The sequence below is a fragment of the Nonomuraea sp. NPDC048892 genome, from assembly GCF_040649735.1.
Lineage (GTDB): Bacteria > Actinomycetota > Actinomycetes > Streptosporangiales > Streptosporangiaceae > Nonomuraea > Nonomuraea maheshkhaliensis.
Genome location: NZ_JBEZFZ010000012.1, coordinates 235597 through 248844 on the forward strand (window position 1 = coordinate 235597; position 13248 = coordinate 248844).

General features: G+C 73.7%; 16 protein-coding genes. All 16 read left to right on the forward strand.

All coding sequences use genetic code 11. The features are described from left to right. Positions 1-1297: aldehyde ferredoxin oxidoreductase C-terminal domain-containing protein (locus tag AB0C28_RS33930; RefSeq protein ID WP_358079996.1), on the forward strand; the 1297-nt coding region annotated here is incomplete at its 5' end. Positions 1298-1384: 87 nt separating this feature from the next. Beyond that, complete coding sequence (locus AB0C28_RS33935) at positions 1385-2143, forward strand: SDR family NAD(P)-dependent oxidoreductase (protein WP_358079997.1); 759 nt, start codon at positions 1385-1387, stop codon at positions 2141-2143. 2 nt (positions 2144-2145) lie between these two features. Further along, complete coding sequence (locus AB0C28_RS33940; RefSeq protein WP_358079998.1) at positions 2146-3498, forward strand: adenylosuccinate lyase family protein; 1353 nt, start codon at positions 2146-2148, stop codon at positions 3496-3498. Further along, positions 3495-4442, forward strand: coding sequence for a thiamine pyrophosphate-dependent dehydrogenase E1 component subunit alpha (locus AB0C28_RS33945; protein ID WP_358079999.1), 948 nt, complete (start codon positions 3495-3497; stop codon positions 4440-4442). The genes AB0C28_RS33940 and AB0C28_RS33945 overlap by 4 nt, the downstream gene beginning before the upstream one ends. Beyond that, positions 4435-5478: a transketolase C-terminal domain-containing protein gene (locus AB0C28_RS33950; protein ID WP_358080000.1), complete on the forward strand. Its 1044-nt coding sequence runs from the start codon at positions 4435-4437 to the stop codon at positions 5476-5478. The genes AB0C28_RS33945 and AB0C28_RS33950 overlap by 8 nt, the downstream gene beginning before the upstream one ends. Continuing rightward, positions 5475-5936: a VOC family protein gene (locus tag AB0C28_RS33955; RefSeq protein WP_357854146.1), complete on the forward strand. Its 462-nt coding sequence runs from the start codon at positions 5475-5477 to the stop codon at positions 5934-5936. Before AB0C28_RS33950 ends, AB0C28_RS33955 begins: the two co-directional genes overlap by 4 nt. Before the next feature lie 35 nt (positions 5937-5971). Beyond that, positions 5972-6820: an amidohydrolase family protein gene (locus AB0C28_RS33960; RefSeq protein ID WP_358080001.1), complete on the forward strand. Its 849-nt coding sequence runs from the start codon at positions 5972-5974 to the stop codon at positions 6818-6820. Continuing rightward, entirely contained in the window at positions 6817-7905 is a 1089-nt protein-coding gene (locus AB0C28_RS33965; protein ID WP_358080002.1) for a Gfo/Idh/MocA family oxidoreductase, read from the forward strand. Before AB0C28_RS33960 ends, AB0C28_RS33965 begins: the two co-directional genes overlap by 4 nt. After that, positions 7902-8906, forward strand: coding sequence for a LacI family DNA-binding transcriptional regulator (locus tag AB0C28_RS33970; protein WP_357854155.1), 1005 nt, complete (start codon positions 7902-7904; stop codon positions 8904-8906). Before AB0C28_RS33965 ends, AB0C28_RS33970 begins: the two co-directional genes overlap by 4 nt. A 46-nt stretch (positions 8907-8952) precedes the next feature. Next, a complete protein-coding gene (locus AB0C28_RS33975; RefSeq protein ID WP_358080003.1) occupies positions 8953-9495 on the forward strand; it encodes a dihydrofolate reductase family protein in 543 nt (180 codons plus the stop codon). A 13-nt stretch (positions 9496-9508) separates the two neighbouring features. Further along, positions 9509-9691, forward strand: coding sequence for a hypothetical protein (locus AB0C28_RS33980; protein WP_357854161.1), 183 nt, complete (start codon positions 9509-9511; stop codon positions 9689-9691). A gap of 204 nt (positions 9692-9895) precedes the next feature. Then, a complete protein-coding gene (locus AB0C28_RS33985) occupies positions 9896-10867 on the forward strand; it encodes an arabinan endo-1,5-alpha-L-arabinosidase (protein ID WP_357854164.1) in 972 nt (323 codons plus the stop codon). Between the two features lie 236 nt (positions 10868-11103). Then, on the forward strand, positions 11104-11262 hold the full coding sequence (locus AB0C28_RS33990; protein WP_357854166.1) for a hypothetical protein: 159 nt from the start codon (positions 11104-11106) through the stop codon (positions 11260-11262). 26 nt (positions 11263-11288) lie between these two features. Further along, positions 11289-11669, forward strand: a complete 381-nt coding sequence (locus AB0C28_RS33995) for a hypothetical protein (RefSeq protein WP_358080004.1) — start codon at positions 11289-11291, stop codon at positions 11667-11669. Then, complete coding sequence (locus AB0C28_RS34000; RefSeq protein ID WP_358080005.1) at positions 11594-12499, forward strand: TRAFs-binding domain-containing protein; 906 nt, start codon at positions 11594-11596, stop codon at positions 12497-12499. Before AB0C28_RS33995 ends, AB0C28_RS34000 begins: the two co-directional genes overlap by 76 nt. Continuing rightward, a complete protein-coding gene (locus AB0C28_RS34005) occupies positions 12496-13047 on the forward strand; it encodes a hypothetical protein (protein ID WP_357854172.1) in 552 nt (183 codons plus the stop codon). Before AB0C28_RS34000 ends, AB0C28_RS34005 begins: the two co-directional genes overlap by 4 nt. Positions 13048-13248: the final 201 nt, after the last annotated feature.

The following is a 13248-nucleotide window of genomic DNA, read 5'->3' on the forward strand; positions in this document are numbered from 1 at the left end:
TTTGGCGGTGGCCGGGCTGGCCGCCTACTACCGGGAGTCGCTGGCCACGAACCCGCTGGCGGCGCTCCAGGCGGGGCTGCCGGGGTTCGCGGGGTGGGCGGACGGCCCGCTCGACCCCGGCTACGCCTCCGTCCGCAACTTCTCGGAGACGGGGACGCCGGGGCTGCGGGTCCCGTCGGCGAGCGACTACGCGGGACGGGCGGTGTCGCTCTCCGGCGCCTGCACGGGCTGCCCGAACGACTGCCTCAAGGTGTACGCGCCCCCGTCGGCCCCCGAGCGGCGCACGGGCGGCCTCGGGCAGGAGGCGTTCCTGTCTCTGGGGTGGAACCTCGGCATCGACGACCTCGACGCCGTGCTCGCGGCCAACGCCCGCTGCAACGACCTCGGCCTCGACGTCGTCTCCCTCGGCGGGACGATCGCGTTCGCCATGGAGTGCGCCGCGCACGGCCTGCTGCCGGACGGCCCGGCCTTCGGCGACGCGGCGGCGGTGGCGGCGCTGATCGAGGACGTGGCCACGCGCTCGGGCACGCTGGGCGACCTGCTGGCGGAGGGCTCGGCACGCGCGGCCCAGCGGCTCGGCCCGCGCACGTCCGGGCGCGCCGGACGGTACGCGATCACGGTCAAGGGCGCCGAGCTGCCCTGCTTCGACCCGCGTCCCCAGCCCGGCATCGGCCTCGGCTACGCGCTGGCCCCCGGTGGCCCGCGCTACGACGCCCTGGAGCACGACCTCGACTTCGATCCGGTCGCCGGCCTGCACTACAGCTTCCCCGAGGCCGCCAAGGTGGGCGCCGCCCCGGCCCCCGCCGGTGAGCTGGACGAGGAACGGGGGCGGCGCAGCGCGCGGCTGCTGCGGTTGTGGAGCGGGCTCGACGCGCTCAACCTCTGCGTCTTCGCCTCCTCGCCGACCAGGCCGCTGACCATCGACCGCCTCACCGCCCTGGTCACGGCGGTGCTGGGGACGGAGTTCACGCTCGCGGACCTGCTGGCGGCCGGGCAGGCACGGCTGGACGGGATGCGCGCGTACGCCCTGCGCGAGCAGCCGGGCGGCCTGGACGAGGAACTGCCGGCCCGCCTGCACGAGGAGCCGGTCTCCCAAGGCCCTCACAAGGGCGCGGTGCTGGAGCGGACGGCGTTCGCCCGCGCCCGCGCCACCTTCTACGACGAGCTCGGCTGGACGGCGCCCGCGGGATCGAGCACAGGGGCGAACACAGGGGCGCACACAGGGGCGAGCCCCGCCGACCCGACCGGCGGCGCCCCGGCCGAGGGTGCGACGACCGAGGGCGATATTTCCGGATAAAAACGATTGACTGGCCTCTTGTTCCTTTCGTCAGCGGCCTGTTAGATTCCAGTCAATCGTTTGAACGACAGAGGGAGACCATCGGGGATGGCTGTCACGATCGATCTGACGGGCCGCACCGCGCTCGTCACGGGCGGCGCCGGCGGGCTCGGATTCGCCTGTGCCCGCGCCCTGGCCGAGGCGGGAGCCGACGTCGTGCTCTCCGACCTGGAGGGCCCGCGCCTCACCGAGGCCGCGGCGGGGCTGGGCGTCACGGCGCGGGCGGCCGACCTCACCGACCGCGCCCAGGTGACGGCCCTGGTGGACGGGCTCGACCGGATCGACGTGCTGGTGAACTGCGCCGGGATCATGCGCACCACTCCCCTGCTCGACATCGAGCCCGAGGAGTGGCTGCGGATCGTGGACGTCAACCTCAACGCCACGTTCTGGCTCACCCAGGCCGCCGGGCGGCGGATGGCCGGGCAGGGCGGCGGCTCGATCGTGACGCTCGCCTCCGTCGCCGCCCGCTCCGGCCGCCCGAACGCCGCCCACTACTCGGCCACGAAGACGGCGCTGCTGTCGCTGACGAAGTCGGCCGCCGAGGCGCTGGCCCCCGTACGCGTCAACGCGGTCTGCCCCGGCGTGTTCCTGACCGCGATGTGGGACGAGATCATCAGCGACCGCGACGCCCGCTTCGGCCCCGACGCGGGCGCCGGCTACCTGAAGGAGGTCAGCGCGCGCTCGCCGCTCGGGCGGCCGGGCCGTCCCGAAGAGGTCGCGGCGGCGGTGCTGTTCCTGGCCAGCGACCTGGCCTCGTTCGTCACGGGTCAGGCGCTGAACGTCGACGGCGGACTGGAGATGGACTGATCGTGCGAAGCTCCACGAGGCAGACGTTCAAGCTGCTGCCCGAGCTGTTCGGCGACGGCCGGATGGCCGAGATCTTCTCCGCCGAGCACACCGTGCTGGCCTGGCTGCGCACGGAGGCCGCGCTGGCGCGGGCGCAGGCGAAGGCGGGCGTGATCGGCCACGAGGACGCGCGGGCCATCGAGGCGGCCTGCGTGCCGGGCAGCATCGACCTGCCCCGCCTGTGGTCGGAGGCGGTGAACGTGGGCTACCCGATCCTGCCGCTGGTGCGGATGATATCGGCCGCCCTGTCCGACGGCCCGAACGGCCGCGTCCACTACGGCGCGACCACGCAGGACATCATGGACACCGGCCTGGCGCTGCAGATGGGCGAGGCGCTCGACCACCTGGCCGGCCTGCTCGGCGCGTTCGGCGACGCGGTCGCCGGGCTGATCGCCACGCACGCGGGCACGGTCGTCGCCGCCCGCACCCACGCCCAGCAGGCGGTGCCCACCACGTTCGGGGCGAAACTGGCGGTGCTGCTGGCGGAGGCGGCCCGGCAGCGGGAGCGGACGGCGGCCGCCGCCCGGCAGGTGCGCGTGGTGTCGCTGTTCGGCGCCGGCGGCACGTCGGCGGCGATGGGCGAGCGGGCCTCGGAGGTGCGCGAGGGCCTGGCGGGCCTGCTCGGCCTGCGCACCACGGAGGTGCCCTGGCACGTGGCCAGGGACGGCGTCGCCGAGTTCGGCGTGACCTGCGCGTCGCTGGCGGCGACCGCGGCCCGCTTCGCCCGCGAGGTCGTGGACCTGTCGAGGACCGAGGTGGGCGAGGTGCGCGAGGCGGGCGGCCACCACCGGGGCGCCTCCTCGACCATGCCGCAGAAGGCCAACCCGATCGGCTGCGAGGCCGTGATCGGCATGTCGGGCACGGCGGGCGCGCTCAGCTCCGGCCTGTTCCGCGCGATGGAGGCCGGGCACGAGCGGGCCGCCGGCGAGTGGCAGGTGGAGTGGTACGTGGTGCCGCTGCTGGCCGAGCTGGCCGCGGGCGCGCTGGCCACGGCCGCCGACGTCGCGGCCGGGCTGCGGGTCTTCCCCGAGACGATGCGGGCCAACCTGGACGCGGAGGGCGGCCTGATCATGGCGGAGGCGTACATGATGCGCCTGGCTCCGGCGCTGGGCCGGGAGCGGGCGCACGACCTGGTCTACCGGGCCGCGCACGAGGCCCGCGCGCACGGGCGGGCGCTGGCGGAGGCGCTGCGCGACGTGGCCGGGCCGGAGGAGTTGCGGAGCCTGGGCGCGCTGCCCATCCCGCCCGAGTCCTACATCGGCGACGCCGAGGCGATCTGCGCCGCGGCACTCGACGCCTGGAGGGGTGACACGTGAGTGAGAGACGGCTGGCGGACCTGCTGGCCATGTGGCGGATCCGCGCGTTCGAGGAGAAGGTGCGCGACCTGCGGGCCGAGGGCGCGATCGTCGGCTCGGTGCATCTGTGCGTCGGGCAGGAGGCGATCCCGGTCGGCGCGTGCGACGCGCTGGAGCCGCGGGACGCGCTGTTCGCGACGTACCGGGGGCACGGGTGGGCGCTGGCCAGGGGCGTTCCGGCGGAGCCGCTGTTCGCGGAGCTGCTGGGCCGGGCCTGCGGCGTGAACGGCGGCCGGGGCGGGTCGGCGTACTTCACCGCCGCCGAGTACGGCTTCCACGGCGAGAACTCGATCGTGGGCGCGGGCGCGCCGATCGCGTGCGGGGCGGCGCTGGCCGGCCGGCACGACGGCTCGGACCGGGTCGCGGTCAGCGTGTTCGGCGACGGGGCGATGAACCAGGGGGCGGTGCACGAGGCGATGAACTTCGCCGCCGCGTTCAGCCTGCCGGTCGTGTTCGTCTGCGAGAACAACCGCTACTCGGAGCTGACGCCGATCGCCGGCATGGTGCGCGACCCGCGCCTGTCCGGCCGCGCCGCCGCGTACGGGATGCCGGGCCACCGGGTGGACGGCAACGACGCCGAGGCCGTGCGCTTCCACGTGCGCGACGCGGTGGAGGCCGCCCGCGAGGGCGGCGGGCCGACGCTGCTGGAGTGCATGACCGAGCGCCTGGTCGGCCACTACATCGGCGACGCCGAGACCTACCGCGAGCCGGGCGAGCTGGACCGGATCAGGCGCAGGGAGCCGATCGCCCGGCTGCGGGAGGGCCTGCTGGCCGACGGCGTGCCCGCCGCCGGGATCGACGCGGTCGAGCGCAGGGCGCGGGCCGAGACGGACGCCGCCGCCACGGCCGCGCTGGCCGCGCCGCTCGCCAACCCCGCCACCGCAAGGGAGCACCTGTATGCCTGAGCTGAGCTACGGCGAGGCCGTGAACGCGGCGCTGCACCGCCTGATGGAGGAGCTGCCGCAGACGCTGGTCTACGGCGAGGACGTGGGCGTGCCCGGCGGCGTGTTCGGGGTGACGCGGGGGCTGCGCGGCCGGTACGGCGAGCGGGTGTTCGACACGCCGATCAGCGAGTCGGCCATCCTGGGCAGCGCGGTGGGCGCGGCGATGTTCGGCCGCCGCCCGATCGTCGAGATCATGTGGGCCGACTTCTCGCTGGTCGCGCTGGACCAGATCGTCAACCAGGCGGCCAACGTGCGGTACGTGTCGGGCGGCCGGTTGAGCGCCCCGCTGACGATCCGCACCCAGCAGGGCAACGCGCCGGGGGCGTGCGCGCAGCACTCGCAGTGCCTGGAGGCGCTGTTCCTGCACGTGCCGGGGCTGCGGGTGTGCATGCCGAGCACGCCGCAGGACGCCTACGACCTGCTGGTGACCGCCGTGCACTGCGACGACCCCGTGCTGGTGATCGAGAACCGCACGCTCTACTTCGGCGGCAAGGAGCCGGTCCAGACCGGCGGTCCGGTGCGGCCGATGGGCGGGGCGCGTACCCGCCGCCCGGGCTCGGACGTCACGGTCGTCACCTGGGGCGCGATGACGGGGCAGGTGCTGGCGGCGGCCGGTGCGCTGGCCGGCGACGGGATCGAGGCCGAGGTGCTGGAGACGCCGTGGCTCAACCCGTTCGACACCGAGGCGGTGCTGGGCAGCGTCCGGCGCACGGGCCGGCTCGCGGTCGTGCACGAGGCGAACGTGACCGGCGGCTTCGGCGCGGAGGTCGTCGCGCGTGTCACGGGCTCGGGGGCGCCCCTGCTCGCGCCGCCGATCCGGATCGGCACGCCGGACGTGCGGCTGCCGGCCGCGCCGTCGCTGGCCCGGTCGCTGGTGCCGGACGCGGCGCGGATCGAGCAGGAGGTACGGGCTCTCGTCGGGAAGCCGCCGGCGCAGGCGGGGGCCGGGCAGCAGGCGGCAGGACAGGGAGCGGCGGGGCGGGAGGCGTGGCGGTGAGGGGTGTGTGGCATTTCTCCTTCACGGTGGCCGACCTGGACAGGTCCGTGGCGTTCTACCGCGACCTGCTCGGCTTCACGCTGGTGCACCGCCAGGTGCAGGACAACGCCTACACCCGGCGGCTCGTCGGCTATCCGGACGCCGTGCTGCGCGTCGCCCAGCTCGCCGTGCCGGGGCAGCCGCGCGGCGTCTCCACGCACGATCTGGAGCTGGTCGAGTACGTACGCCCGCGCGGCGAGCCCCGCGACCCGGCCCGCCACCTGCCCGGCGCGGCCCACCTGGCGCTGACGGTCGAGGACGCCCGCGCCGAGCACGCCCGGCTGGCGGCGGCCGGGGTGCGCTTCGTCAATGCGCCGGCCGAGATCACCGAGGGCGTGAACAGGGGCGGCTACGCCTGCTACTTCCTCGATCCGGACGAGATCACGCTGGAACTCGTCCAGCCTCCTGCTACCTTGTGACGCTCAATCGATTGATCTCGGGAAGGAGCACCTGGATGGCCGTCGTCGACGCCCACCAGCACTTCTGGAACCTGGAGACGGGCTCGTACCCGTGGCTGACCCCGGAGTCCGGGCCGATCTTCCGTACGTTCGAGCCGGCGGAGCTCATCCCCCAGCTCGCGGCGGCGGGGGTGGACCGCACGGTCCTGGTGCAGTCGATGGACTCCTACGCCGACACCGACGCCATGCTCGCCCAGGCCGATGAGCACGACTTCGTCGGCGCGGTGGTGGGCTGGGTGCCGCTGACGCGGCCGGAGGAGGCGGCGGGGGCGCTGGAGCGATACCGGCGCCATCCGAGGTTCGCCGGGATCAGGCATCTCATCCACGACGAGCCCGACCCCGACTGGCTGCTCCAGGACACGGTGATCGAGGGGCTGGGGCTGCTGGCCGCCGCGGGCCTCCCGTTCGACGTGGTGGCGGTGCTGCCCCGGCACCTGGAGCACGTGCCGGTGCTGGCCGAGCGGGTGCCGGGGCTGCGCATGGTGATCGACCATCTGGCCAAGCCGCCGATCAGGGACAAGGGCTGGGAGCCCTGGGCGTCGCTGCTGGCCCGCGCGGCGGAGTGCCCCGGCGTGTACGCGAAGGTCTCGGGGCTCAACACCGCCGCCGCGCCGGACTGGACGGGTGAGGACCTGCGGCCGTACGTGGAGCACGCGGCGGAGCTGTTCGGGCCGGAGCGGCTCATGTTCGGCTCCGACTGGCCGGTGGCGACGCTGGCCGGCGACTACGCGCGGGTGTGGCGGGAGACGCAGGTGGCGCTGTCCGGGCTGGACGAGGCCGAGCGGGCGCAGGTGCTCGGCGGCACCGCGACACGTTGCTACGGCCTGCCGGAGGTGACCCCGTGATCGACGTCTTCGCCCCCATCGCGGCCGCCGCCGACCTGACGATCCCGCCGGCACACCGCCTGCCGGTCGCCGTGGTCGGGGCGGGGGCCATCGTGGACGTGGCCCACCTGCCCGCCTACCGGCAGGCCGGGCTGGAGGTGATCGGGCTGTTCGACCTCGACGCCGGGCGGGCCGCGGAGGTGGCCGGCCGGCATGGGGTGCCCAAGACGTACGCGTCGCTGGAGGAGCTGCTGGCCGACGAGCGGGCCGCCGTCGTCGACATCGCGGTGGCCCCGCACGCGCAGCCGGCCATCGCGCGGGCGGCGCTGGCGGCCGGCCGGCACGTGCTCTGCCAGAAGCCGTTCGCGCCCGACGTCGCCACCGGCCAGGGCCTGGTGGACCTGGCCGCGGCCACCGGCCGCAAGATCGCGGTCAACCAGCAGCTCCGCTTCGACGAGGGCATCGCCGCCACCCGCGCCATGGTGCGCGCCGGGTGGATCGGCGAGCCGACGGCGATGACGTTCACCGTCGACATCTTCACCGACTGGAGCGCGTGGGACTGGCTGGTCACCACCGACCGGCTGGAGATCGTCTACCACTCCATCCACTACCTCGACGCGATCCGCTCGATCCTCGGCGACCCCGAGGTCGTCTTCTGTGCCGGCGGCCGTACGCCGGGCCAGGTCGCCAAGGGCGAGACGCGCACGATCAGCACGCTGCTCTTCCCCGGCGGCGTGCGCGCGCTGGTGCACGCCAACCACGAGAACCGCACCGGCGACCAGGAGGCGTCCTTCCGCGTGGACGGCACCGAGGGCGCGATCAAGGGCACGCTCGGCCTGCTGTACGACTATCCGCACGGCCGGCCCGACACCCTGGCGGTCAGCAGCAGGGTGCTGCCCACGGACGGCTGGCTGCCGTACCCGGTGACCCGGCGCTGGCTGCCCGACGCGGTGGCCGGGCCGATGGGGTCGCTGCTCGCGGCCGTCGCGGAGGGCGGCGAGCCGGAGACCTCGGGCGCCGACAACCTCGGCACGCTGCGCCTGCTCGACGCGCTCTACCGTTCGATGGACAGCGGCGAGAGCCGGCGGCCAGGATCGGCGGCATGATGCGCACGCGGGTGACGCTCGCCGACGTGGCCGCCATCGCGAGGGTGGATCGGGCCGTCGTCTCACGTGTCGTCAACAAGGACCCGACGCTCAACATCCGGCCGGAGACGCGGGAGCGGGTGCTGGCGGCGATCGAGGAGCTGGGGTATCGGCCCAACGTGGCCGCGCGCAGCCTGCGCACGTCGCGGGCGCACATGTTCGGGCTGTTCATCCCCGACTTCGCCAACCCCGTCTACGCCGAGATCATCAAGGGCGCGGAGGCGGAGGCGGCGGCCCAGGGCTACGTGATCGTGACCGGCAGCGCGACCGGCGCGGGGCTGGGCGAGTACATGGACCGGATCGGGCAGGGCCGCATCGACGGGCTGCTGCTGGCCGGGGCGGGCGACGACTCCTCGCTGATCGCCCAGCTCGACCAGTCCGCGATCCCGTGGCTGATGCTGAACAACCGCAGCAGGAGCGTCAAGCGGTACGTCATCCTCGACGACCGGCGGGCCGCCGCGCTCGCGGTGGAGCATCTCGTGCTCCTCGGCCACCGCCGCATCGCCCACCTCGCGGGCCCGTCGCGGGCCGACACGGCGGCGCGCAGGTCGGCGGGCTACTCGGCGGCCATGGACGACGCGGGCCTGCCGGAGGGCCCGATCGTGGCGGCCGACTACACGCCCGCGGGCGGCGCGGCGGCCATGGCCCTGCTGCTGGCCGCGCCCGAGCCGCCGACTGCGGTGTTCGTCGCGAACGTGGCCTCGGCGATCGGGGCGATGCAGGCCGTGCGCACGGCCGGGCTGGAGATCCCCCGGGACGTCTCCATCGTGGCCGTGCACGACTTCGAGCTGGCCGGCTATCTCCATCCGGCGCTCACCACGGTGCGGATGCCGCTGGCGGAGCTGGGCCGGCGCGGCGTGACGCTGCTGGGCAGCCTGAAGCCGGACGACACGGTCGCCGAGGTGCTGGCCGGGCCGATCGAGCTGATCCAGCGCAGCTCCACCGCGCCGCCGCGCCGATGAGTTCCGCCGTGATCCGCCGTCCATACTCAGGAAGGGAAGGTGGAGCATGAGCAGACTCCTGTACTCGGTGACCATGTCGGCCGACGGCTTCATCGCCGGGCCGGGCGGCGACATGTCCTGGCTGACCCCGTACCTGGGGCCGAACCCGGTGGTGGACGAGCTGATCGGCGAGGTCGGCGCGCTGCTGGTGGGCCGGCGCACGTTCGGCGGCGACGACCCGAACCGGGGCACCGAGAAGGAGGGCAAGGCGTTCGGCGGCGGCTGGGACGGCCCCCAGTTCGTGCTGACCCACCACGCCCCCAGTGCGCCGGTCCCCGGCGTCACCTTCGTCGGCGACCTGGCGCGGGCCGTCACGGCGGCCAAGGAGGCGGCCGGCGGCAAGTACGTCAACGTGCTCGGCGCGGACGTCGCCCGGCAGTGCCTGGAGGCGGGCGTGCTGGACGAGGTCCTCACGATCGTGGCTCCGGTGCTGCTCGGGGACGGCGTGCGACTGTTCGACCGCCCTGGCGGGGCGGGGGTCCGGCTGGAACGCCTCAGCGTCGGCCACGTGCCGCACGCCACGAATCTCTGGTATCGGGTCGCGAGATGACCTCCCTCCGCTGGTGACCGACGCGCTGGTGATCGGCCTGCTGGTGATCGGCCCATTGGTGATCGGCCCATTGGTGATCGACATGGCGGGGACCGGCCGGACAGCGGTCCGGCCGGGTGTTGGTGGCGCGGCGCAGCTTCCTGCGGGTGCCGATGTTAGCGCTAACATCAGATGCGGAAACGGCCTGAACGTATGAGGGCTGACAGGGCCTGTCAAGCCCGCGCCGTAAAGCCTTCACATCGCCGCAGCTCAGCGTGTGCGGGCCCGATCCGCCGCCGATGCAACTTTCGCCGCCTCCCACGCCGGCATTGACGGCGGGCGGAGAGCGTGCCTACATTTCCCCCGACGCGACGGCGCAGCGTCCGGCAGGTGCAGCGGCCCCCCGATACGAGGAGGACCCTTGCGTCGCCTATCCCGTCTCGTCGCCGCCCCCGTGACCGTGCTCGCGCTCACCGCCTCGCTCGCGGGCGCAGGGCTCGCCTATCCCAACCCCGGCCGGGTCACCGGCGACGTCCTCGTGCACGACCCCACGATGATCCGCACCTCGTCCAACTACGTGCTCTACTCCACGCACGGCTACCTGGAGGCACGCACCTCCACCGACCGCATCGCCTTCACCCGGGCGGGCTCGGCCTTCCGCACGCCACCGTCGTGGTGGCGGACGTACTCCTCCGGCAACGACCCGTGGGCGCCCGACATCTCCCAGCAGGGCGGGAGATATCTCATGTACTACGCGGTCTCCAGCTTCGGCTCCAACCACTCCGCCATCGGCCTGGCCACCAGCTCGACCGGCCAGCCCGGCTCCTGGAGCGACCAGGGCGTCGTCTACGCGACCACGACGAGCGCCGACCACAACGCCATCGACCCCAACCTCCTGGTCGACTCCTCCGGACGGTGGTGGCTGAGCTTCGGCTCGTACTGGACGGGGATCCGGATGATCCGGCTCGAACCCTCGACCGGCAAGCGTCATTCCTCCGACAGGACGCTCTACCACCTGGCCACCCGGCCCGACGCGCCGTACGCCGTCGAGGCGCCCGACATCATCCGGCACGGAAGCCACTACTACCTGTTCGCCTCCTACGACCGGTGCTGCGCGGGCACCTCCAGCACGTACAAGATCAAGGTCGGCCGCTCGTCCAGCCCCACCGGCCCGTACGTCGACCGCTCAGGCACGCCGATGTTGTCCGGCGGCGGCACGATGGTGCTGGAGACCCACGGCCGCTACATCGGGCCCGGCGGCCAGAGCGTCATGTCCGACGTGGACGGCGACCTGCTCGTCTACCACTACTACGACGGCCAGGACAACGGCACGGCGAAGCTCGGCGTGAACCTGATCGGCTGGGACTCGGCCGGCTGGCCGTACGTCTACTGACCCGCCCAGAGGCCGGCCCCGGGACCCTCCCCCGGGGCCGGCACGCGGCGGAGAAGGGCCGGCACGCACGCGCGGGCCGGCCACCGGCGTGGGGGGAGTCGCCGATGCGGAGGCCGGCACGTGGCGTGCGCGGCCCGGATGCGGTCAGGTATCGGTGGCGCCATTGTCGGGCCCGTCGATTTCTCCTACATTGCGGCTGCAATCACGCCGTCTCCCTCCGTAGCGGGAGGTAATTCGTGAGGCCCCCGCCGCTGCTCGCGCGGTTCCCCGCGCTGCGTGCCCCGGCCGCCTCCGCGCCGGTGATCCCGGCCGGCCGCAGGGCCGCCTACCCCGCACTGGCCGCCGACTTCGAGGTCCTCGACCGCGAGCTGACCCCGGTCATCCGTACGCAATGACGCGTCAAGCGCAGGGAGGGCAGGCGATGAGCAACTCCGTGGCATTCATGGTGATGCCGTTCGGCAGGAAACCCACCGGGCGGGCGGACGACGGCGTCCCCGCCGTGGTGGACTTCGACGCGCTCTGGGAACGGGTGCACGAGCCGCTGCTCACGGAGCTCGGCTACCGGGCGACCAGGGCCGACAGCGACCTCGGGGCGCTGGTCATCGTCCAGATGATCCAACGGCTGGCCCTGGCGGACGTCGTGATGGCGGACGTCTCGCTGCCGAACTCGAACGTGTACACGAAGTGGGGGTGCGCCACGCGGCGCAGCGGATCGGCTGCGTCCTGGTGGCGGCGACCTGGGCCGAGCCGGTGTTCGAGGCGCTGCCCGGCTATCCGGAGATCTCCGACGGCGCCCAGCTGACGCCGTTCACCGCGGCGGTCGACATGCTCTCGGACTTCCAGGCCGACGTCCGGGCGATCCAGCTGACCTCGGGCCGGCGGCAGCGCCAGGATAAGACGCGCGCGCTGGTCGCCCGGTTCGGCGCCCAGCCCGTCATCCGCGAGTCCGTGGTGCTGAAGCTGCTCAGGCTGATCGAGGACAACCTCGAATGGGAGGACGTGCTCGCCTACATCGACACGCTGCCGGACGCGCTGCAGCGGCATCCGCCGGTGATCGAGCGCAGGCAGCTCGCGCTGGCCAGGACCGGCAAGGCGGCGCAGTCGGTCGGCGCGCTCGAACTGCTCATCGAGCGGGTGGGCCCCTCGTCCGAGCGCATGGGGCTGCTCGGCGGCAGGTACAAGGACCTCATGCACGAGTCCGCGGGCGAGACGTCGCGCGACTACCTGGACCAGGCCATCACGGCCTACGAACGCGGGATGACGCTCGACCTGAACGACTACTACCCGGCCTCCAACCTGCCCCGGCTCTACCGGCTGCGCGGCGGCAGGGGCGACGAGGAGCGGGCGGCCGAGGTCGCCACGATCGTCCTGGCCGCGTGTCAGGCCGGCCTCGTACACCGGCCCTGGGACGAGTGGGCCCTGCCGACCAGGCTCGGCGCGGCGTTCGACAAGGGGGATGTGGAACTGGCGCGGGATCTGGTCTCACAGATCCGCAGAAGGGGCATAACCGACAAGCAACTGAAGACGACCATCCGGGATCTGGAGCTCAGCTTGTCGTTGCAGAAACGGCGCAGGGTCAGGGCGGGCCTGCGCGGCGTGCTGGAGTCGTTCCGCGCTCTGGGGCAGGAGTGAGGCGAGTCGTGGTCGTGGGCGGTCACCTGGTGGACCGCCCCGATCGGGTCCCGCCGCGCTTCCCGCAGCACCGCGTCGAGGCCGTGACGGCCGCGATGGGCGCGGTCCTCGACGAGTGGGAGGCCGGGCCGGGAACGACCGTGATCTGCGGCGGCGCCCGCGGCGCCGACCTCATCGGCGCGGGGCTCGCCCTGAGCCGGGGCGCCGCGGTGCGCCTGCGGCTGGCGCTGCCGCCGGCCGAGTTCGCGCGCCGGTCGGTGGACCTGCCGGGCACCGACTGGCACGCGCGGTTCGAGGAGGTACGGGCGCGGGCGGAGGTGGAGGTGCTGCCGGCCGGCGCGGCGGTGGGTGACGAGGTGTTCGCCCGGGTCAACGCGTGGATGGCCGAGGAGGCGTACGGGCTGGACGAGCGGCCGCGGGCGATCGTCGTCTGGGACGGCAAGCCGGGCGACGGGCCCGGCGGCACCGCGGACCTCGTCGCACTGCTGGCCGGCCGCGACGCCGATACCCGGATCCGGATCATCCACCCCGACCCCACAGCCCCCTGAGCCCCCCGAGCCCCGACGCCCCCGACGCTATCGACGCCCCCGACGCCATCGTCCGCCCGAGCCTCCGGCACCCTGGCGCGTCGCGTCCGCCCGGGACCCGCATGTCCCCTATTTCCGGTCAGCCATATTTACGCCATTGACATCCGTACAAAGCGGACTTTAGCGTGATGCGAAACGTTTCGACACCGATATCGGCCACCC